The sequence below is a fragment of the Massilia eburnea genome (assembly GCF_050709955.1).
Taxonomy (GTDB): Bacteria; Pseudomonadota; Gammaproteobacteria; order Burkholderiales; family Burkholderiaceae_D; genus Rugamonas; species Rugamonas eburnea_A.
In genome coordinates, this window is record NZ_JBNZFX010000004.1 from 113,671 (window position 1) to 133,167 (window position 19,497).

Below are 19,497 nucleotides of genomic sequence, written 5' to 3' on the forward strand. Positions count from 1 at the left end.
ACACATGACCATTACCGCTAAAGCCACTCCGGGCTCCCTGCTGCTGACGCCGCGCGACCACACCCTGATCATGATCGATCACCAGTCGCAGATGGCCTTCGCCACCCATTCGATCGACGCCACCACCTTGCGCAGCAACGCCGCCCTGGTGGCGCATGCCGCCGCCGGCTTCGAGGTGTCGACCATCGTCACCAGCGTGGCCGAGAAGAGCTTCTCGGGCCCGGTGTTCGACGAGATCAAGGAAGCCTTCCCTGGCGCCGAAATCACCGACCGTACCTCGATGAATACCTGGGAAGACGAGAACGTGATCCGCCGCGTCAACGCCATCGGCAAGCAGCGCATCGTGCTGGCCGGCCTGTGGACTTCGGTCTGCATCGTGGGCCCGGCGCTGTCGGCGCTGGACCAGGGCTTCGAGGTGTACGTGATTGCCGACGCCTGCGGCGACGTCTCGGCCGAAGCGCACCAGCGCGCCATGGAGCGCATGGTGCAGGCCGGCGCGCGTCCGATGACGTCCCTGCAGTATTTGCTGGAACTGCAGCGCGACTGGGCCCGTACCGACTCCTATGAAATGACCACCGGCATCGCCAAGAAATTCGGCGGCGCCTACGGCTTGGGTATCATCTACGCACAGACCATGTTCCACGCCAAGGAAGGCCAGTGAAGATTTATCTTCTCGCGCTGGGTGCCGGCCTGCTGGCCGGCATCCTGTACGGCGTGCTGAACGTGCGCTCGCCGGCGCCGCCCGTGGTGGCGCTGGTGGGGCTGCTCGGCATCCTGCTGGGAGAACAGCTGCCGCCGCTGGTTCGCCAGTGGCTGGCGCCGAAGGAACAGCAGGTATCCTGGCTGCACGGACAGGTCAAGCCGCATTGTTTCGGCCAACTGCCATGCGCCGGTTCCAAGGAGGACAAGCAATGACTGCAACACCGGAGCTGATACTCCACAACGGCCGCTTCACGACGCTGGACAAGAGCCAGCCCGAGGCCGACGCGGTCGCCGTGTCCGGCGGCCGTTTTTCCCATGTCGGCGAGGCGCGCGAGATCCTGCCGCTGGCGGGGCCGCAAACCCGCGTCATCGACCTGCAAGGCCGGCGCGTGCTGCCCGGCCTGATCGACAACCACCTGCACCTGATCCGGGGTGGCCTGAACTTCAATATGGAATTGCGCTGGGACGGCGTGCGCTCGCTGGCCGATGCCATGGCCATGCTGCGCGCCCAGGTGGCGATCACGCCGGCGCCTCAATGGGTACGCGTGATTGGCGGCTTCACCGAGCACCAATTCGCGGAAAGGCGCCTGCCGACCATCGAAGAGCTGAACGCCGTGGCGCCTGACACGCCGGTGTTCATCCTGCACCTGTATGACCGCGCCCTGCTGAACGGCGCCGCGCTGCGCGCCGTCGGCTACGACCGCGACACGCCGGAGCCGCCGGGCGGCCAGATCCTGCGCGACAGCGCCGGCAATCCGACCGGGCTGCTGCTGGCAAAGCCGAACGCCTCGATCCTGTACGCCACGCTGGCGAAAGGGCCGAAGCTGCCGCCGGAGTACCAACTCAACTCGACCCGCCATTTCATGCGCGAATTGAATCGCCTGGGCGTGACGGGGGCGCTGGACGCGGGCGGCGGCAACCAGAACTACCCGGAGGACTACCAGGTGATCCAGCAGTTGGCCGACGCCGGCGAGCTGACCATCCGCCTGGCCTACAACCTGTTCACGCAGAAACCCAAGCAGGAGAAGGACGACTTCCTGAACTGGGCCGCCAGCAGCAAGTACCAGCAGGGCGACGATTACTTCCGACACAACGGCGCGGGCGAGATGCTCACCTTCTCGGCCGCCGATTTCGAAGACTTCCGCCAGCCGCGTCCCGACATGCCGGCCAATATGGAAGACGACCTGGAAGGCGTGGTGCGCATCCTGGTGCAGAACCGCTGGCCGTGGCGCATGCATGCCACGTATGACGAGACCATCTCGCGCGCGCTGGACGTGTTCGAGAAGGTCAACCGCGACATGCCGCTCGATGGCCTGCACTGGTTCTTCGACCATGCGGAAACCATTTCGCCGCAGTCGATCGACCGCATTGCGGCGCTGGGCGGCGGCGTGGCGGTGCAGCACCGCATGGCCTACCAGGGCGAGTATTTCGTCGAGCGCTACGGCGCCGCTGCGGCCGAGGCGACGCCGCCGGTGAAGTACCTGCTCGAATCGGGCGTCAAGGTGTCGGCCGGCACCGACGCCACGCGCGTGGCGTCCTACAACCCCTGGGTGTCGCTGTCCTGGCTGACCACCGGGCGCACGGTGGGCGGCATGCGGCTTTACCCCCAGCGCAACCTGCTGGACCGCGAAGCGGCGCTGCGCATGTGGACCGAGAACGTGACCTGGTTCTCCAATGAGGAAGGCAAGAAGGGACGTATCGCGGCCGGCCAGCTGGCCGACCTGATGGTGCCTGACCGCGATTTCCTGCGTTGCCCGGAAGACGAGATTGCCGATACCACCTCGCTGCTCACCGTGGTGGGCGGCAAGGTGGTGTACGGTGCAGGCCCGTTCGGCGCGTTCGATCCGCCGATGCCGCCCGCCATGCCGGACTGGTCGCCGGTGCGCCAGTATGGCGGCTACGGCGCCTGGGGCACGCTGCCCGGTGCCGCAGCCCGCGGGGCGCACGGCGGCACCGCCGGGCATGCCAAAACAGCTGCGATGGCAGCGGCAGCGGCTTGCGGCTGCTCCAGCCAGTGCGGCATGCATGGCCACCAGCATGCGACCGCGTGGACGCGCTCCCTGCCGATCGCCGACCTGAAGTCATTCTGGGGCGCGCTGGGCTGCTCCTGCTGGGCGGTGTGACATGGCGCGTCCGATGCGTGTGATGCACTGGCTGGCCCTGCTCCTGCTATGCGCGGCCTACCTGCAGGGCGGCTTGAACAAGCTGCTGGACTTCGGCAGCGCAGTCGGCGAAATGCAGCACTTCGGCCTGCAGCCGGCGGCGCCGCTGGCAATCCTGGTGATCGCCGGTGAGCTGGGTGCGGCGGCCATGATTCTGAGCGGCCGCCTGCGCTGGCTGGGTGCGGCCTGGCTGGCGCTGTTCACGGTGGCGGCCAGCTTCATCGCCAACCGTTATTGGGAAATGGCCGGCATGCAGCGCCTGGCGGCCGCCAATAGCTTTTACGAGCACCTGGGCCTGGCCGGCGGCTTCCTGCTGGTGGCCTGGCATGACCTGATCGCCAAATCAGGCAAGGGAGGCGTATGGCACGCGGAACCAGCCTGAGTTTCCTGGCCGGCTATGTCGACACGCTTGGCTTCATCGCCCTGCATGGCCTGTTCACGGCCCACGTGACGGGCAACTTCGTGCTGCTCGGGCGGGAAGTGGTGGCGCCGGGCAATGACGTGCTGCTCAAGCTGCTCGCCTTCCCCGCCTTTGTGGCCGGCGTGGTGGCAGTGCGCGCCCTGGTGCGGCGCTGCCTGCGCACGGGCGGCGCGGCGCTGCGCCCGGCCCACCTGCTGCAGGCGGCGCTGCTGCTGGCAGCGGCCGCCGCGGCGCGCTGGGACATGGCGGCCGGCCTGCTGTGCGCGGCCGGCATGGGGGCGCAGAACGGCTACGGCAAGCTGCTGCTGGCGAAGCTGCCGGCCAGCACCGTCATGACCGGCAACGTGACGCAACTGGTGATCGACTGCCTGGACCGCGCCGGCGGCGAGCAGCGGCCCGCCCTGGCGGCCCTGGGCGGCGGCGTACTGGCGTTTGCAGCCGGCTGCGTGATGGGTGCGCTGGCTTCGCGCTGGGGCATGGGGCTCGGCCTGCTGCCAGCGGTAGCGCTGCTGGCGCTCATGGCGGCGCGGCCCGCGGCGCAGGGCTCACAGCCCGATAATGCCGCGCTTTAGGGCGATGGTGACGGCGTGCGTGCGGTCGTTGGCATCGAGCTTGGCCAGGATGCTGCGCATATGCGCCTTCACCGTTTCCTCGGAAATCGCCAGCAGGCCGGCAATGCGCTTGTTGGCGTTGCCGGCCGCCGCGCATTGCAGCACTTCAACTTCGCGCTCGCTGAGCAGGCCGGCGCCGAGGTGGCTGGCCAGCTGCTGCGCGATTTCCGGCGAGATGTAGCGCTGGCCGCCGTGCACGGCGCGGATCATGCCCACCAGCTCCTTGCGCAGGCTGCTTTTCAGCAGGAAGCCGCTGGCGCCGGCCTGCAGCGCGCGCCGCACCTGGGCGTCGCCGCCAAAGGTGGTCAGCATCACGATGCGCGCCGCCGGGAACTGGGCGCGGATCGCCTGCAGCGCCTCAAGGCCGCACATGCCGGGCATGGCCAGGTCCATGATGGCCAGGTCGGGGCGCACCGCGGCCCAGGCGGCAAGCGCCTGCTGGCCGTCGCCCGCTTCGGCCACCACCTGCATGTCGGGCTGGCCGGCAATCGCGTCGGCCAGGCCGGCGCGCAGCATGGGATGGTCGTCCACCAGCAGCACCCGGATTGGCGCTGCGGTGTCTGGAATGGTCTGGGTGTTCAAGGAAAAGCTCCGCGCAGGACTGCAACGGAGCACTATAACAACGGAAGGCGTGGCTGGCAATTTGCCGGGCGCCGCGCGCGCCCGGCAAGGGTCGCGGATTACTTCTTCTTGGCCTTGGCTTTCGGCGCCGCGGACTGCTCGCTGGCCGGCTGCTGCGAAGCCGGGGTGGTGCCGCCCTGCACGCCCAGGGCGCCGCCCGTGCCCAGGCCGCCGGCGACTTCCTGCTGCTTGTAGTTGCGCACCGCGCGCACCACGTTGTTGTACGAGTCCATGAAGGACGCGACCAGGATCTTGCCTTCCGGGGTATTGGTGTAGCCGCCGGCCGAACCGAACGCGCCGCCGCCGAACATGGCGCCGAACATGCCGAAATCGTAGTTCTTGGCGCTGCCTTCCGCGGCCGCCAGCTGCACGCCGGAACGGTTGTCAATCATCAGCAGCATGGTCGACGCTTCATTGGACTTCATATTGCCGGCCACCATGCCGGCCACGCTGCCGATCAGGCCAAAGCCGCCCAGCGCGCCGCCGACGCCCGAGGTGCCCTTCTGGCTGAAGGTGATGGTCGGGCTCATGGTGTAGTCGGCAGCGGCGATCTGGCCTTTGCCGTAATTGCTGTTGGCGCGCATTTCGCCGGATTTTTCCAGCGCGCGCTCGCCCATCATGTGGTCCATGGCCGCACCGCGTTCCACCACCACGAAGCAGTTCGACTGCTGGATCATCATGCGCAGCACCGGCGTGGTGGAGCCCAGCTTGTACTGGCTCAGTTGCTGGAACCACGGCATGCTGCGGTCTTCCACCACCGACAGGGTGCCCAGCGGGCGCTCGCATTTTTCCAGCTGGCTGCTGGCGTTGGCAGCGGTGGCGCCGCCGGCACTGCCGGTGGCCACCGTGCTGCCGCCGCCGAGAGTTGGTTGGGTGCCGGCACAGCCAGCCAGCGCCAGGGCCGCCACGGCCGCGAACAGTTTGGTCTTCATACGGAGATCCCCTAATTATTGGATGAAACGGACGATTTTATAAGAAAAGCATGCCAGAAAACTATCAAATAGTCACGCTTGCGCCAGCGCCACAGCGGTGACACGGCGCGCCATTGGGCGTACCATCAAGGTTCCTAAGAGCAAGGAAGCAAGCGCATGGCTGCCCCCGACCAGATCACCCACTGGCGCGAAAAAATCTTTGCCCGCCTGGTCCAGAGCGTACTGGTACTGGGCCTGGCCACGGCCATCCCCAGCATCGCGCAGTCGGTGCGCGAGGGGCTGTGGGGGGTGGTGGTGGTGGACCTGATCGCGCTGTCCTGGCTGACGGCCCTGTGGCGGCTGCAGGAGGTGGTGTCGTACCCCTTGCGCGCCATGCAATTCCTGCTGATCACCTTCGCGGTGGGGGTGGCGCTGATGCTGCAGGTGGGGCCGGTGGCGCACACCTACCTGCTGGCGGTGCCCTGCCTGGCCGCGCTGCTGATGGGGCTGAAGCCGGCCATCTGGCTGCTGCTGGCCGGCGCGGTGGCCATCGTGCTGACCGGCTTTGCGCCGGCGCCCGATCCGGCCGCCATGGGCATGTCCGACGATGCCGTCACGCGCGCCGCCATCGTGGCGCTCAATTACCTGTTTATCGCCGGCGTGCTGACCATGAGCTGCGGCGTGCTGCTGCGCCACCTGGCGCGCTCGCTGGCCGAGGGCGAGCAACTGGCGTTCTACGACCCGCTGACCGGGCTGCCGAACCGGCGCCTGCTGCTGGACCGCCTGGCCAGCCTGCTGGCCAGCTCCGAGCGCCAGCACCTGTTCAGCGCCGTGATGTTCGTCGACCTCGACCGCTTCAAGACCATCAACGATGCGCGCGGCCATGCCACCGGCGACCACCTGCTGCGCCTGGCCGCCCAGCGCCTGGAAGACCTGGTGCGCAAAAGCGACACCGTGGCGCGCATCGGCGGCGATGAATTCGTGGTGCTGCTGGCGCACTTGGCGCCGGACCTGGCGACGGCCGGCAACGCCGCGCAAGGGGTGGCCGAAAAGATCCGCGCCGCGCTGGCCGAGGAATTCGAGATCGCCGGCCAGGGCTACGGCTGTTCGGCCAGCATCGGCGTCACCCTGCTGCCCAAGTATGGCCGCCAAGCCGACGAGCTGCTGCGCGAAGCCGACACGGCGATGTACCGCGCCAAGGGCGCCGGCCGCAACGCGATCGCCTTCTTCGAATCGGCCATGCAGGCGGAAGTCGAGCGGCGCCTGACGCTGGAACGGGAGCTGGCGCAAGCGATCGAGCAGGAGCGGCTGCACATGGCCTACCAGCCGCAGTTCGATTGCCAGGGCCGGCTGCACGGCGCGGAATTGCTGATGCGCTGGGAGCGCGACGACGGCGCCATGGTGGCGCCGGCCATCTTCATCCCGCTGGCGGAAGAAGCGGGTCTGATCGTGCCGCTCGGCTTGTGGGCGCTGCGGCAAGCCTGCCTGGCGCAGCAGCGCATGTCGGTGCTGGGGCTGTCCCTGCCGCTGTCGGTCAATGTCAGCCCGCAGCAATTCCGCCAGGCCGACTTCGTGCAGCAAGTGCGCGGCATACTGCAAGAGCACGGCGTCGAGCCGGCGCTGCTGATCCTGGAGGTGACCGAAGGCCTGCTGGTGGAAAGACTCGATGAAATCGTGGCGCGCATGAACGAGCTGGCCGTGCTGGGGGTGCGCTTTTCGATCGACGACTTCGGCACCGGCTATTCCAGCCTGGCGTACCTGAAGCGCATGCCGCTGTACGAGCTGAAGATCGACCGCAGCTTCATCATGGACATGCCGGACGACGCCAACGACGTGGTGATCGTGCAGACCATCCTGGCCATGGCCGGCCAGATGGGTTTGCGGGTGGTGGCGGAAGGGGTGGAGACCCAGGCCCAGGCCGACTTCCTGGCGGCCCACGGTTGCCATGCACTGCAAGGCTACCTGCTGGGCCGCCCGGCGCCGCTGCCGGCGCTGCTCGACCTGCTGACGGCGCAGGCCGCACTCTCCACCAGGGCGAACGTTTAGTTCAGCTTCACCGTCAGCGCCTTGCGGATCGCCACGCAGCGCTGGTCTTCCTGCTGCGCCACCAGCAGCGAACGGCGGGTGCCGGCGCTCAGGTCCGGATTGGCGTGCGCCGTATCGGCCAGGCGCTGCACGCTGGCCGCGGTGCAGGTGGCCGGGATCATGGCGCCGGCATAGTCGCGCATGAAGACCGGGCCGGCCGACTTGTCCAGCTGCGGCAGCTGCGCCAGGCGGGCCGCCGCGCTTTGCTCATTGAGCGCCACTTGCGAGGACGGGTACAGCGCGTGCATCGCGGTGCGGATGCGCGAGAACGGCAGCTTGCTCTGGGTGTCGCCGATCTTGGCCAGCCAATCCTGCTTCACCTTGGCATCCGGCCGCGCCGCCTGCGCCGCCACCGCGGCCAGCTCGCCGCTGTCGGACTTGTCCTTGGCCTGCTCGGCCGCGATGCGCGCCTCGGCACCCGGATAGTCCTTGCGGTTCAGGACCGCGATCATGTCCCAGCGCACGTCCTGGCTCAGGGTCAGGCCGGCCAGCTTTTCGCGGCCGTCCAGCATGGCGGCGATGCGCTCCAGCGACTCCTTGCTGCCGGCCGTGCCCAGGTAGGCGTTGAACCAGCGGCGCTGGAAGTCGCCCTTGCTGGCCCTGGCCTGGCTCCAGGCCATTTTTTCCAGGCGGCCCACCACGGTGCGGGTGTAGGCGCCGTCGCTGGCCATGGTGCGCAGGTAGCGGATCGACTGGCCCATCTTGCCCAGCACGTCGCCCAGCAGCACATAGTCCTTTTCCAGCGGCGCGTTGACCAGCACCGTGTCGAGGAATTCGTTGAGCGGCAGCGCGCCGTCGCGCACGTTGTCCCACATGCTGTGCCACAGCATGGTGCGCAGCAGCTTGTCTTGCACCTTGCTGACGTCCTGGCGCGCGGTGGCGAAGGAGCGCGCATCGAGCTTGGCTTTCACGAAGCCCCAGTCCTGGTAGTTGGGGTAGACCAGGTCCGGGCAGGCGGCGCCTTTCAGCTCGGCCACCTCGGTGCTGGCGCCCTTGTAGGTCACCGGCAGCACCTTGGCGATGCTGAGCTGCTTGCCGTGCTTCTGCATCAGCGCCAGTTGCACGCGCTGTTCGCGCAAGGTCGGGAATTGCGGCACGGCGCTCTGCTGCAGGCTGAAGGCGTCGATCTTGCCGGCCTTGCAGCTGTAGTTGGCGGTGATGGTGTTGACGCCCGGCTGGTACAGCCAGTCCTGGGTCCACTGGCCCAGGTCGCGTCCGGCCGCTTCGGCCAGGCTGCCGATGAAGTCATCCAGCTTGGCGTTCTTCCATTGGTACTTGACCAGGTAATTGTGCACGCCCTTGCGGAAGGTTTCCTCGCCCAGCAGGTGGCGCAGCTGCTTCAGGGTCGAGGCGCCTTTGGAATAGGTGATGGCGTCGATATTGTCGAAGGCGTTGGCGGTGGACGGCACCGGGGTTTCGATCGGGTGCGTGGTGACGCGCTGGTCCATCACGTAAGCGGCCGATTTGCCCTGGCCGTAGAAGTACTGCCAGGCCGAGTCCTTGAACTCGGTGGCTTCGGCGGTGGCCAGGGTACCCATGAAGGATGCGAAGCTCTCGTTCAGCCACAGGCCGTTCCACCACTGCATGGTGACCAGGTCGCCGAACCACTGGTGCGCCATTTCGTGCATGATCACGCTGGCCAGGTCGTGCTTCTCGGCGCTGGACATCTTGTCCTTGCGCAGGAAGGAGTGCTCGGCGAAGGTGACGGCGCCGGCGTTCTCCATCGCGCCGTACAGGAAGTCCGGCACCAGCAGCTGGTCGTATTTGCCGTACTGGTAAGGGATGCCGAAGTAATCGTCGAACCAGGCCAGGCCCTGCCTGGTGTACTCGAACCATGGCGCCGGGTCGACCTGGTCGGCCACCGACTGGCGCGCGAACAGGCGCATCGGGTATTTGGCGCTGCTGGCGTCTTCCCACACCTTGTACGGGCCGGCGTGCAGCGAGAAGTTGTACGGGCTGAGGATCTTGGAGAGCGGGAAGGTCCAGCGCTTGGTGCCTGGCGAGCCCGCCACGTCTTCCACCTTGGATTCGCGAGCGGTGGAGATCACGCTCCAGTCGGCAGGCGCGCTGACGTTGACCTGGTAGGTCGCCTTCAGGTCCGGCTGGTCGAACAGCGCGAACATCTGGTGCGCGGCGGCCGGCTCGAAGTGCGAGTAGGTATAGACGCGGCCGTCGACCGGGTCGACCATGCGGTGCAGGCCTTCGCCGTTGGTGCTGTGCTTGCGCTCGAATTCCACGGTCACGCTGTTGCGGCCGGCCTTCAGGTCGGCGGCGGCCAGGGTAATGAACCAGTTGTTGTACTGCGGCGCGGCGACCAGCTTGCCGTTCACCACCAGGCGCTTGACGCTTGCCTTGTCCAGGTCCAGCGTCAGCGGCTGCGCGTTGTCCTTCAGGTCGAAGTTCACGGTGGTGGTATTGCTGAAGCTTTCCTGGCCGGTCAGCGTGAAGTCGAGGACATAGGCGACGTTTGACACGCGCGCAGAACGGGCGGCGGCATCGACCTGGCTCAGGTAAGGGTTCTCGGCGCGCGGGGTGATGGCGCTGTTGTCGGCGGCGATGCCGCTGGTGGCGACAAGTGCACTGACTGCCAGTGTAATGGCATGAGGAACTAGCGATTTCATGGTTTTCCTTATACATGTCTCGCCCCGGACCGGCCCCGGTCTGGTGGCGCAGGGATGATACCATTGGGCGATGGACATCAAACTCGAGACCCCCAAGCAGCCCGAAGTCGTGGCCCTGATCGACCTGCTGGATGCTTACCAGCTGTCGCTGTATCCGCCGGAAAGCGTGTATGCGCTGGACATGAATTCGCTGCTGCAGCCGAATGTGCTGTTCGCCGTGGCGCGCAATCTCGATGGCGCAGCCGTGGCTTGCGGCGCCATGGTGGTGACGCCGGAATACGGCGAAGTGAAGCGCATGTTCGTGCATCCTTCAGCGCGCGGCCAGGGTGTGGCGCAGCGCCTGCTCGGCATGCTGGAGACCGAAGCGCTGGCGCGCGGCTGCCGCCAGTTCATGCTGGAGACCGGGCCGTCGCAGCCGGAAGCGATCGGTTTGTATCAGCGACTCGGCTATCGCGTGCGCGGCCCGTATGGCGACTACCGGGACGATCCTTTGAGCGTGTTCATGGAGAAGACGGCGTGACGGATTCGCTGGCCGACTTGCGCGAACGCACGCGCGTCTTTGCCGCTGCGCGCGACTGGGAGCAGTATCACACGCCGAAAAACCTGGCGATGGCATTGTCGGTGGAGGTGGCAGAACTGGCCGAGCATTTCCAGTGGCTGCCCACCGGCCGCGCCGGCGAACTGGCGCCGGGCCAGCAAGAAGCAATCTGCCACGAGCTGGCCGACGTGCTGCTCTACCTGGTGCAGATCGCCGACAAGCTCGATGTCGACCTGCACGCGGCGGCGCTGGAAAAGATCCAGCTCAATGCCATCAAGTACCCGGCGCCGAACAAGTGACCCTGGCGGGGGCTAAGCGCTTTCCAGCAGGTTTGCCACGAAGGCGCTGTACTCGTCGCGCATTGGCAACTCCAGGTCGGTCACGATTGCGCGGCGTTGCGATACCACCGGCATATTGTCCTTGGGGTTGAAGCCCGCTTTCTGTTCGACGCCCCAATAGAAGCCCACGCCGCGCTTCTGCCAGTTCGGCAGTTCATTGAAATTGATGCCGCGGCTGAAAAGCAGTTCGTTTTTGTCGGCGAGCGATTTGCCGGCGATCGTCGCGGCAGCATTGTTCGGATCCACGCCGTCCTTGCGCAACATCCAGTAGCAATGCGCGTTCAGCGCGTTGCGGTGTGCGTCTTCATTGCGCCAGCGGAAGTAGTCGACCACCAGGCGCTTGGTCGGCAGCTCCGAGATCCGGCAATCGAAGGCGCCCAACTGCCCCAGCATCAGGCTGAATTTGGCGGAGGCTTCGCCGGCCAGGATGGAGTTGTACTTCCGGGTCTTGCGGCCGAATACATTGATGTCCGGGTCGAACAGCAGGGAGATTTCGTCGCTTTCCGTATAGCCGTAGATAACCTTGAAACCGCAATTCATCAGGTGCTTGGTGGTTTCGATCATCAAGTCGCGGAAGCGGATGTCGAACGGCGCTTCGAAACCGGCAAGCTCCTTGGTCAACCGCGTAAAACTCCGGCCGTCGATGCGCGCGACCATGTAAATGCCGGGCAGGACGCATTGGTCATGCGCGGTTTCATATACGCGCATGGATTCGTCGAGTTCATCAAATTTCACTATTCCATTCCTTTACAACGCGTTGGCCGGCGATCCAGTCAACGTAAAACAATTCGTCAAAGCCTTCTTCCCGGCTTGGGATTTCCAGTCGCTTGTGGGTGCTGAAAATGCCGACCTGGGGAATGCACTCGGCACCCTGGCGCTGGCTATTCCATGCAAGCGACCGGTCCAGGTCACTCTTGAAGTAATAGCACTTGATGCGGTAGCCGTGCTGCTTCAGCATCGCGATATAGCGCGCCCTCACCTCTTTACTGGCATTGGTGTTGTCGATCGCCAGCGGCATTCCCGTCTCGAAGCACAGCGCGAACATCAGCTTTTCCCGGTTCTTCGTCTTCAGCAGGTCATTGCTGATGCGGACGTGGGAATTGAAGAAGTGCTCTTTGTAGAACGTCGACTTTCCGGAGGCCTGGATGCCGACCAACAGGATTGCTTCCATCAGAGTCCGAGCGCCTTGCAGATCTGGGCGTTGACGATTGCCCAGGCTTTCGAGTCGGCGGAGACCTCATCGTAGTGGCTGCCGCCCGGCAGTAGCAGGACTTCGGCGGGGTCGCCGGCTGCGCGTGCGCGGCGCGCATAGTTTTCGCCGGTGACGCTTGGCGAGATGTCGTCGTGCTCGCCGTGGATCAGGACCGTGCGCACGCCGGCCGGCAGCATTTCGGCGGGCGAGGTGTCGGCGAAAACGTCGGGACGCTGGGCGCTTGGTGTGCCGGCGAGTTGCGCGGTTTCACGATCGCAGGTGCGGCGGATCAGGGCCGCTTCGTTGCGCAGGTCGGCCAGGCCGCCAAGGCTGATGACAGTATTGATCTTCAGCGGCTGCGGCGCCCAGGCGGGGCTCCATTCAGGCAGCTTGTGGCGCGAGACGGCCCACTGCGCCAGGTGGCCGCCGGCGGAATGGCCGACTGCGACGATGCGGGTCAGGTCGAGGGCGCTGGACTTGGCTTCATGCTTCAGCAAATCCACTGCGGTGGCGACGTCCCTGGTACATGCCGGGGTAGCCGCCGCCTGCCTCATCGTAGCGGCGATATTCCACGTTCCATACGGCGATGTCTTGCTGGACCAGCGCGCCCGCCATATTGCGCATTTGCTCGATGCCGCCAAAATGCACGGTCCAGCAGCCGCCGTGGATCAGCACCACGACCGGATGCGGGCCGGGGCCGGCTGGCTTGAATAGTTCAACGAACTGGCTTGGCGCGGTGCCGTACAAGATCCGCTTGTCGGGCGCGGGGCCTTTCAGCGCGAGGTAGTCCTGCAAGTCCATCGGCTTGGTGACGACCGTGTCGGCGGACACGGCGGAGGCACCGACGGCAGCGGCGCCGGCGGCGGCGCACAGCGAGTGGCGGATCAGTTTGAGCATGGCTTTCTCGGTGAAGTCCGGAACAGCCAGCAGCATAGCGTGGGGATGGCTAATTGGGCAACAAGCCTGGCCTGACGCCGCCAGCTTTGGCACGGCAGGTGTGCCCTTCCCACGGCTGTCGCGAACTACTACTGAAAGCTACTGAAACAACTACTGAAAACTACTGAAATTTGCCGGTTTTCCCCGTGATAGCGCTAAAACCGGAAAAATTTCAGTAGCTTTCAGTAGACCTTCGCGACAGTTGTGCGAAGGTCTACCAAGGCACGGACCGATCAGCGCTTCGGCTTGGCTGACGGCTTCTTCGGCGGGGTGTGCTTGCCGGACATCGCTGGCATGTCGTCGGCCAGCGACATTTTCAGCTGCTTGCCGCCGACCCACACTTTGCGCAGGTGCTTGAAGATATCGTCCGGCATACCGTCCGGCATCTCGACGAAGGCGTGGTCTTCCAGGATCTCGATACGGCCGATGAAGCGCGATTCGAGGCCGCTCTCGTTGGCGATGGCGCCCACCAGGTTGCCGGCATTGACGCCGTCCCCCGAACCGACTTCCACGCGGTAGGCGCGCATCGGCATCGGGGCTGCACCACCCTCGCCTGTCGCGTCTTTGTCCTTCTTCTTGCGTTTTGGCGCTTCCTCGAACATTGGCTCGTCGTCATCGGCGCGCGAGGACAGCGGCGGCGCGGCGCGCTCTGCACGCTCCGGACGCTCGGCACGTTCAGCGCGTTCAGCACGCTCGGGCTTGGCCGCGCGCGGCGCCTTGGCGGCTGACGCCGGCGGTGGCGTTTCGCCGTCGCGGTGCAGGCGCAGCGGCTGGCCGGCGACGCGCAATGCTTGCAATGTTTCGATGTCGCTCGGCTGCAAGTCGGCCGGCATGTCCAGCAGCGAGTAGTCGTCGTAAATCTCGATGCGGCCAATGAACTTGGAATCGATGCCGCCTTCGTTGGCAATCGCGCCCACGATATTGCCCGGCTTGACGCCGTGCTGGTAGCCGACTTCGACCCGGTAGGTGGCTTTGCCCGGCTCCGCCTCGCGCTCGATACGCTCTTTCTTCGGGCGCGGCTCGCGTGGTTCACGTGGCTCACGTGGTTCGCGCGGCTCGCGCGCTTCGCGACCCTGGCCTTGGCCTTCCTGGCGCGGCGCGCCGTCTTCATGCCAGCCTTTTTCACGCGACTTGTCGATCAGCAGCGGCTTGCCGCCGCATGCCATCATTGCCAGCGCCGCGGCGATTTCGACCGCCGGGATATTGTGTTCGGATTCGTACTCGCTCACCAGCGTTTCGAAGAAGGACAGCCCCTCCTGCGACAGCGCATCGGTAATCTGGTCCTTGAAGCGCTGCACGCGCACGTCGTTGACCGCCTGCAGTGTCGGCAGCGTCATCGGCGTAACCGCCTGGCGCGTGGTGCGCTCGATCAGTTTCAGCAGGTTGCGCTCGCGCGGGGTGATGAACAGGATCGCCTCCCCGCTGCGGCCCGCGCGGCCGGTGCGGCCGATGCGGTGGGTGTAGCTTTCCGGATCATACGGCACATCGTAATTGACCACGTGGCTGATGCGCTCCACGTCCAGGCCGCGCGCCGCCACGTCGGTGGCCACCAGGATGTCGATTTTGCCTTCCTTGAGCTGGCCGATCATGCGTTCGCGCGCCGCCTGCTGCATGTCGCCGTTGATGGCGCCGGCCGAGAAACCGCGCGCCAGCAGGCGCTCTGCCAGTTCCTCGGTACCGATCTTGGTGCGCGAGAAGATGATCATGCCGTCGAACGGCTCCGCTTCCAGGATGCGGGTCAGCGCGTCCAGCTTGTGCATACCGGACACCAGCCAGTAGCGCTGGCGGATATTGGTGTTGGTGGTGGTCTTGGCCGCCACCATCACTTCGGCCGGGTCGTTCAGGTAGGTGGTGGCGATGCGCTTGACCTGGGCCGGCATGGTGGCCGAGAACAAGGCGGTCTGGCGCGATTCAGGGGTTTCCTGCAGGATGCGCTCGACATCCTCGATAAAGCCCATGCGCAGCATTTCGTCCGCTTCGTCCAGCACCAGGGTTTTCAGCTTCGACAGGTCGAGCGAGCCCTTTTCCAGGTGGTCGATGACGCGGCCCGGGGTACCGACCACCACGTGCACGCCGCGGCGCAGCGCCTGCAGCTGCGGGCCATAGGATTGGCCGCCGTAGATCGGCAGCACGTGGAATTTCGGGATGTGGGCGGCGTAGCGCTGGAACGCTTCCGCCACCTGGATCGCCAGTTCGCGCGTCGGCGCCAGCACCAGCGCCTGGGGCGTCACCTGCTTGATGTCGATGCGCGACAGGATCGGCAGCGCAAAAGCGGCAGTCTTGCCGGTGCCGGTTTGCGCGGTGCCAAGCACGTCGCGGTTTTCCAGCAGGTGGGGGATGGTGGAGGCCTGGATCGGAGACGGGGTCTCGTAGCCTACTTCTTTCAGCGCCTTCAAAATGGGGGCGCTGAGGTTCAAATCGGTAAACATGGTGTCAGACATGCGGCACTCGTGAGGTTATTGTTGTATCGCCTGATGCGACGGAAAGCGCTATTCTACCCCTTTAAACCGGTAAGACAGGGTCAGACCCAAGGGTCAGACCCGCCCCGCGACTGCAAACGACCGGGTCAGACGGGACGCCCGCCGGCTTGGGTCTGGCCACCTTACCGGTTTCAGGTATGCGGCTTGACGTCATCCTTTAGCGCATTTAACGCCATTTTCTCGATCAGCCCCGGCGCCAGCAGCTTGAGCCAGCGTCCCAGCTTGCCCTTGGCAGTCATCACCACCTCCCGCTTGCGGCCCGTCATGCCATCGATGATCAGTTGCGCGCATTCGGCCACCGGCATCGCCGCATCCTCGCGCAGGCTGCTCTTGCCCAGTTCCCCGCCGGCGGCGTTATAACCCCGATAACGGATCTGGGTGTCCACCACGCCCCGGATAAGCGGTGGTGACGCTGACACCGGACGGCTTCATCTCCGCCCGCAGCGCCTCGAAGAAGCCGGCCATGGCGAATTTGGTGGCGCCGTATGCGGTACGCCCCGGCACGCCAACCAGGCCGGCCAGCGACGACACGGCCACGATCCGGCCCTGCGCCGCCTTCAGGTAAGGCAGCGCGGCATGGGTGCACCAGATCGCGCCCCACAGGTTGACCCGCATCAGGTCTTCATACCAGCCCAGGTCCGTGACTTCCTCGAACAGCGCATGGGCCGAGCGGCCGGCGTTGTTGACCAGCGCGTCGATGCGGCCGAAGCGCTCGACCGCCGCGGCGACCAGGTGCCGGCATTGCTCCTGCCGCGCCACGTCGGTAGCCACCACCAGCGTGCCCGCGCCGGCCGCGCTGCAGTCCGCCGCCACCGCCTGCAACGCCGCTTCATTGCGCGCGGCCAGCACCAGTGCCACCTCCTTGCCGCGTGCCCTGGCCAGTTGCCGCGCCATTTCTGCCCCGATGCCGTCGGATGCGCCGGTGATGATGATGACTTCCATGTTTCTCCTTTGTTTCGCCGCGGGGAATGCGTTTCATTATGCGGTAAGATCCCCGCCATGAAAACCAACTACCTGATCCCTGCCAGCCTGCTGCTGGCGGCCGCTTCTGCCGCAGCGCAGCAAGCGCCTATCGTCAAGGAAGCGCCGCTGCGCGCCCACCTGTCTTTCCTCGCCGACGACCTGCTCGAGGGCCGCGGCACCGGCCAGCGCGGCGGCGACCTCGCCGTGCGCTACCTGGAAACCCAGGCCGCCGCCATCGGCCTGCAGCCGCTGGCAGACGGCTCCTACCGCCAGCCGGTGAAATTCCAGGGCACCCGCCTGCAGCCCGGCAGCTCAATCAGGTTCGCCGCCGGCGCCAGCACCCTGACCGCGCGCGTGGGCGAAGATGTCCTGATCGGCACCGGCAGCGGCCGCGCCGAAGTGCTGTTCGATGCGCCGCTGGTATTCGTCGGCTACGGCGCCATCGCGCCGGGAAGAAAACTGGAACGATTACAAGGACGTCGACGTCAAGGGCAAGATCCTGGTCATGATGGTCAACGATCCGCAGCCGACCGCCGCAGAGCCGAACCGCTTTGCCGGCAAAGGGTACACCTATTACGGCCGCTGGATGTACAAATACGAGGAAGCGCTGCGCGCGCGGCGCCGCCGGCGCCCTGCTGATCCACACCACGCCGTCGGCCGCCTACGGCTGGAACGTGCCTGCCACCAGCTTCTCGCTGGAGCGCTTCCACGCGCCCGGCGGCGGCAACCTGATCGAGGGCTGGCTGTCCGAAGACTATACGCGCACCCTGGTTCAATGCCGCCGGCTTCGACCTCGACACCCTGCGCGCCGCCGCCGAACGCAAGGACTTCCGCCCGGTCGCCCTGAACATCAGCGCCCACAGCGAGATCCGTTCCAGCGTGCGCCAGGTCGAGCAGTTCAACGTGGTCGGCATCGTGCCCGGCAGCGATCCGAAGCTGAAGGACGAAGCGGTGGTCTACTCGGCGCACTGGGACCCACCTGGGCAAGGCCGACGGCCCGGCCGACGGCAGCGACCGCATTTACAACGGCGCCATCGACAACGGTTCCGGCCGCCCGCCGCCCTGCTGGCGATGGCGGCCGCCGCGGTGCAGAAACCGGCCAAGCGCTCGCAGGTCTTCCTGTGGCCGGCCGGCCGAGGAAGTCGGCATGCACGGCGCCCCAGGCCTACGTCGCCGCGCCGGCCTTCCCGCTCAAGCGCACGCTGGCCGACCTGAACCTCGAGTCGATGAACTTTGCCGGCCGCACGCGCGACATCGGCGTCGCCGGCGCCGAGCGCAGCTCGCTGTTCGTCAGCGCCGCCAGGGTGGCAAAACACATGGGGCTGAAACTGGCGCCGCCGGTCCCCGACCTGTCGGGCGCCTACTTCCGCGCCGACCACTTCCAGTTCGCCAAGGCGGGCGTGCCGGCGTTTAACGTCGGCTCCGCCGTGTTCTCCGGCGACGGCCACTTCGAGTTCGAGCATGCGCACCACGCCTCGGCTGCCAGCATCGTCGCCTTCAAGGGCGACTACCACAGCGTCAAGGACGAATACCACGCCAGCTGGGACCTGTCGGGCATGGTGCAGCAAGCCCAGTTCACGCTGAACCTGGGCTATGAGGTGGCCAATGGCAAGACCGTGCCGACCTGGAACAAGGGCGATCCGTTCAGCTTTGTGAAGCGCTAGCCGCCGCTTCGTCCTGCAGCAGCAGGGCCAGGAAGCCTTCGGCCGGCAACGGGCGGCCGAAGAAGTAGCCCTGCATATGGCGGCAGCCATGGCGCAGCAGGAAGTCCAGCTGCTCCTGCGTCTCCACCCCTTCCGAAATCACTTCCAGCCCCAGGTTGTCGGCCAGCGCGATGATGGTGGTGACGATCGCCGCATCGTCCGGGTCGACCGTCAGGTCGCGCACAAAGGTCCTGGTCGATCTTCAGCACGTCGATCTCGAAGGCGCTTCAGGTGCGCCAGCGAAGAATAGCCGGTGCCGAAATCGTCGATCGCCAGCTTCACCCCCAGCTTCTTCAGTTCGTGCATGACGGCCGTGGCATGCGCCACGTCGTTCATCACCGCGCTTTCGGTCAGCTCCAGCTCCAGGCAGCGCGGCGCCAGGCCGGTATCGGCCAGCACCTCCGCCACGCCTTGCACGAAGTCCGGTTCGGCCAGCTGGCGCGCCGAGACGTTGACGGCAATGCGCAAGTCGCGCCGGCCGTCCTTCTGCCAGTCGCGCAGCTGGCGGCAGGCGGTGGCGCAGCACCCCAGTGGCCGACGGCCAGGATCTGGCCGGTTTCCTCGGCCAGCGGAATGAAGCGGTTGGGCGCCACCATGCCCATCTCCGGATGGCGCCAGCGGATCAAGGCTTCCATGCCCATGATGCGGCCGCTGCTGCTGTCGACCTGCGGCTGGTAGTGCAGCTCGAATTCGCGCCGCTCCAGCGCCGTGCGCAGCGCGCTTTCGATCTGCAGCCGTTCGCCCAGGCGCTCGTTCATGGCGGCGGTGTAGAACTGGTACTGGTTTGCCGCCTCATTTCCTTGGCGCGGAACAGTGGCCATGTCGGCCCGCTCGGCCAGCACGCCCGGCTCCTTGCTGTCGGTCGGGAACGCGGCAATGCCGGCGCTGGCGCTCAGGAACAGCTCCGTGCCATCCAGCACCAGCGGCGCCGCCAGGCTGTCCAGCACGCGCTGCAGCTGCTCGGTGCGCGGCGCCGCGCCGCCCCGTTCGGGCAGCAGCAGCAGGGCGAATTCGTCGCCGCCCAGGCGCGCCACCGTGTCCACCGGGCGCACCGCCGCCTGCAGGCGCGCCGCCACGATCTGCAGCAGGCGGTCGCCGCCCTTGTGGCCCAGGCGGCTGTTGGTGAACTTGAAGCGGTCGAGGTCGATCGACACCAGCCACAATTCGTGTCCCTTGCGTCCCCGAGTGCTGGATGGTCTGCGCCAGCCGGTCC

19 protein-coding genes and 2 pseudogenes are annotated in these 19,497 nt (G+C 66.2%); 9 read left to right on the forward strand and 12 right to left on the reverse strand.

The window, feature by feature from the left end; genetic code table 11:
- Window positions 1-4: 4 nt before the first annotated feature.
- The 5 genes from ACQ4MM_RS04760 to ACQ4MM_RS04780 are packed head-to-tail and all read left to right on the forward strand — an operon-like array spanning window position 5 to window position 3,857.
- Window positions 5-661 carry a hydrolase gene (locus tag ACQ4MM_RS04760; RefSeq protein ID WP_431476312.1) on the forward strand — a complete coding sequence of 219 codons (657 nt, stop codon included), beginning with the start codon at window positions 5-7 and terminating at the stop codon, window positions 659-661.
- A complete protein-coding gene (locus tag ACQ4MM_RS04765; protein WP_431476313.1) occupies window positions 658-915 on the forward strand; it encodes a DUF1427 family protein in 258 nt (85 codons plus the stop codon). Before ACQ4MM_RS04760 ends, ACQ4MM_RS04765 begins: the two co-directional genes overlap by 4 nt.
- The gene (locus ACQ4MM_RS04770; RefSeq protein WP_431476314.1) at window positions 912-2,825 is read left to right on the forward strand and encodes an amidohydrolase; all 1,914 of its coding nucleotides are present in this window, start codon (window positions 912-914) and stop codon (window positions 2,823-2,825) included. The genes ACQ4MM_RS04765 and ACQ4MM_RS04770 overlap by 4 nt, the downstream gene beginning before the upstream one ends.
- Before the next feature lies 1 nt (window position 2,826).
- A complete protein-coding gene (locus ACQ4MM_RS04775; protein WP_431476315.1) occupies window positions 2,827-3,246 on the forward strand; it encodes a DoxX family protein in 420 nt (139 codons plus the stop codon).
- Entirely contained in the window at window positions 3,225-3,857 is a 633-nt protein-coding gene (locus ACQ4MM_RS04780) for a YoaK family protein (protein ID WP_431476316.1), read from the forward strand. Before ACQ4MM_RS04775 ends, ACQ4MM_RS04780 begins: the two co-directional genes overlap by 22 nt.
- Here ACQ4MM_RS04780 and ACQ4MM_RS04785 read toward each other — a convergent pair.
- Together ACQ4MM_RS04785 and ACQ4MM_RS04790 are read right to left on the reverse strand one after the other, a co-directional pair.
- Window positions 3,831-4,478: a response regulator gene (locus ACQ4MM_RS04785; RefSeq protein ID WP_431476317.1), complete on the reverse strand. Its 648-nt coding sequence runs from the start codon at window positions 4,476-4,478 to the stop codon at window positions 3,831-3,833. The genes ACQ4MM_RS04780 and ACQ4MM_RS04785 overlap by 27 nt on opposite strands.
- A gap of 98 nt (window positions 4,479-4,576) precedes the next feature.
- Complete coding sequence (locus ACQ4MM_RS04790) at window positions 4,577-5,449, reverse strand: CsgG/HfaB family protein (protein WP_431476318.1); 873 nt, start codon at window positions 5,447-5,449, stop codon at window positions 4,577-4,579.
- Between the two features lie 156 nt (window positions 5,450-5,605).
- Here ACQ4MM_RS04790 and ACQ4MM_RS04795 point away from each other — a divergent pair, with 156 nt between their 5' ends.
- Window positions 5,606-7,474 carry a putative bifunctional diguanylate cyclase/phosphodiesterase gene (locus tag ACQ4MM_RS04795; RefSeq protein ID WP_431476319.1) on the forward strand — a complete coding sequence of 623 codons (1,869 nt, stop codon included), beginning with the start codon at window positions 5,606-5,608 and terminating at the stop codon, window positions 7,472-7,474.
- On the opposite strand, the gene pepN is transcribed toward ACQ4MM_RS04795, so the two are convergent.
- A complete protein-coding gene (pepN, locus tag ACQ4MM_RS04800; protein WP_431476320.1) occupies window positions 7,471-10,134 on the reverse strand; it encodes an aminopeptidase N in 2,664 nt (887 codons plus the stop codon). The two genes, ACQ4MM_RS04795 and pepN, sit on opposite strands and share 4 nt — an antisense overlap.
- Window positions 10,135-10,204: 70 nt before the next feature.
- Here pepN and ACQ4MM_RS04805 point away from each other — a divergent pair, with 70 nt between their 5' ends.
- Both ACQ4MM_RS04805 and ACQ4MM_RS04810 read left to right on the forward strand, forming a co-directional pair.
- Window positions 10,205-10,654: a GNAT family N-acetyltransferase gene (locus ACQ4MM_RS04805; protein ID WP_431476321.1), complete on the forward strand. Its 450-nt coding sequence runs from the start codon at window positions 10,205-10,207 to the stop codon at window positions 10,652-10,654.
- Window positions 10,651-10,971 (forward strand): nucleotide pyrophosphohydrolase, encoded by a 321-nt coding sequence (locus ACQ4MM_RS04810; RefSeq protein WP_431476322.1) that lies wholly within the window; start codon window positions 10,651-10,653, stop codon window positions 10,969-10,971. Before ACQ4MM_RS04805 ends, ACQ4MM_RS04810 begins: the two co-directional genes overlap by 4 nt.
- Window positions 10,972-10,983: 12 nt before the next feature.
- Here the strand turns inward: ACQ4MM_RS04810 and ACQ4MM_RS04815 are convergent, their stop codons facing one another.
- From ACQ4MM_RS04815 to ACQ4MM_RS04840, 6 genes and pseudogenes are all read right to left on the reverse strand, one after another.
- The gene (locus ACQ4MM_RS04815) at window positions 10,984-11,745 is read right to left on the reverse strand and encodes a tRNA(His) guanylyltransferase Thg1 family protein (protein ID WP_431476323.1); all 762 of its coding nucleotides are present in this window, start codon (window positions 11,743-11,745) and stop codon (window positions 10,984-10,986) included.
- Complete coding sequence (locus tag ACQ4MM_RS04820; protein ID WP_431476324.1) at window positions 11,735-12,181, reverse strand: AAA family ATPase; 447 nt, start codon at window positions 12,179-12,181, stop codon at window positions 11,735-11,737. Before ACQ4MM_RS04820 ends, ACQ4MM_RS04815 begins: the two co-directional genes overlap by 11 nt.
- Window positions 12,181-12,756, reverse strand: coding sequence for an alpha/beta hydrolase family protein (locus ACQ4MM_RS04825; RefSeq protein WP_431476325.1), 576 nt, complete (start codon window positions 12,754-12,756; stop codon window positions 12,181-12,183). Before ACQ4MM_RS04825 ends, ACQ4MM_RS04820 begins: the two co-directional genes overlap by 1 nt.
- Window positions 12,686-13,099 (reverse strand): alpha/beta hydrolase, encoded by a 414-nt coding sequence (locus tag ACQ4MM_RS04830; protein ID WP_431476326.1) that lies wholly within the window; start codon window positions 13,097-13,099, stop codon window positions 12,686-12,688. The genes ACQ4MM_RS04825 and ACQ4MM_RS04830 overlap by 71 nt, the downstream gene beginning before the upstream one ends.
- Window positions 13,100-13,371: 272 nt before the next feature.
- The gene (locus ACQ4MM_RS04835) at window positions 13,372-15,579 is read right to left on the reverse strand and encodes a DEAD/DEAH box helicase (RefSeq protein WP_431476327.1); all 2,208 of its coding nucleotides are present in this window, start codon (window positions 15,577-15,579) and stop codon (window positions 13,372-13,374) included.
- 170 nt (window positions 15,580-15,749) lie between these two features.
- Window positions 15,750-16,560, reverse strand: a pseudogene (locus ACQ4MM_RS04840) (SDR family oxidoreductase).
- Between the two features lie 57 nt (window positions 16,561-16,617).
- Here ACQ4MM_RS04840 and ACQ4MM_RS04845 point away from each other — a divergent pair.
- Window positions 16,618-18,245 (forward strand): annotated as a pseudogene (locus tag ACQ4MM_RS04845) (M28 family peptidase).
- Here the strand turns inward: ACQ4MM_RS04845 and ACQ4MM_RS04850 are convergent.
- The 3 genes from ACQ4MM_RS04850 to ACQ4MM_RS04860 form a co-directional block, all read right to left on the reverse strand.
- Window positions 18,226-18,468: an EAL domain-containing protein gene (locus tag ACQ4MM_RS04850; RefSeq protein ID WP_431476328.1), complete on the reverse strand. Its 243-nt coding sequence runs from the start codon at window positions 18,466-18,468 to the stop codon at window positions 18,226-18,228. The pseudogene ACQ4MM_RS04845 and the gene ACQ4MM_RS04850 overlap by 20 nt on opposite strands.
- The gene (locus ACQ4MM_RS04855) at window positions 18,456-18,752 is read right to left on the reverse strand and encodes an EAL domain-containing protein (protein ID WP_431476329.1); all 297 of its coding nucleotides are present in this window, start codon (window positions 18,750-18,752) and stop codon (window positions 18,456-18,458) included. The genes ACQ4MM_RS04850 and ACQ4MM_RS04855 overlap by 13 nt, the downstream gene beginning before the upstream one ends.
- Window positions 18,635-19,497: diguanylate cyclase domain-containing protein (locus ACQ4MM_RS04860; RefSeq protein WP_431476330.1), on the reverse strand; the 863-nt coding region annotated here is incomplete at its 5' end. The genes ACQ4MM_RS04860 and ACQ4MM_RS04855, both read right to left, overlap by 118 nt.

What these genes read in the sequence shown, in the direction of transcription:
- ACQ4MM_RS04760 (WP_431476312.1), top strand. Translation starts at nt 5, where the DNA reads ATGACCATTACCGCTAAAGCCACTCCGGGCTCCCTGCTGCTGACGCCG.
- ACQ4MM_RS04770 (WP_431476314.1), top strand. Translation starts at nt 912, where the DNA reads ATGACTGCAACACCGGAGCTGATACTCCACAACGGCCGCTTCACGACG.
- ACQ4MM_RS04775 (WP_431476315.1), top strand. Translation starts at nt 2,827, where the DNA reads ATGGCGCGTCCGATGCGTGTGATGCACTGGCTGGCCCTGCTCCTGCTA.
- ACQ4MM_RS04780 (WP_431476316.1), top strand. Translation starts at nt 3,225, where the DNA reads ATGGCACGCGGAACCAGCCTGAGTTTCCTGGCCGGCTATGTCGACACG.
- ACQ4MM_RS04790 (WP_431476318.1), bottom strand. Translation starts at nt 5,449, where the DNA reads ATGAAGACCAAACTGTTCGCGGCCGTGGCGGCCCTGGCGCTGGCTGGC.
- ACQ4MM_RS04795 (WP_431476319.1), top strand. Translation starts at nt 5,606, where the DNA reads ATGGCTGCCCCCGACCAGATCACCCACTGGCGCGAAAAAATCTTTGCC.
- pepN (WP_431476320.1), bottom strand. Translation starts at nt 10,134, where the DNA reads ATGAAATCGCTAGTTCCTCATGCCATTACACTGGCAGTCAGTGCACTT.
- ACQ4MM_RS04805 (WP_431476321.1), top strand. Translation starts at nt 10,205, where the DNA reads ATGGACATCAAACTCGAGACCCCCAAGCAGCCCGAAGTCGTGGCCCTG.
- ACQ4MM_RS04820 (WP_431476324.1), bottom strand. Translation starts at nt 12,181, where the DNA reads ATGGAAGCAATCCTGTTGGTCGGCATCCAGGCCTCCGGAAAGTCGACG.
- ACQ4MM_RS04825 (WP_431476325.1), bottom strand. Translation starts at nt 12,756, where the DNA reads ATGAGGCAGGCGGCGGCTACCCCGGCATGTACCAGGGACGTCGCCACC.
- ACQ4MM_RS04830 (WP_431476326.1), bottom strand. Translation starts at nt 13,099, where the DNA reads ATGCTCAAACTGATCCGCCACTCGCTGTGCGCCGCCGCCGGCGCCGCT.
- ACQ4MM_RS04835 (WP_431476327.1), bottom strand. Translation starts at nt 15,579, where the DNA reads ATGTCTGACACCATGTTTACCGATTTGAACCTCAGCGCCCCCATTTTG.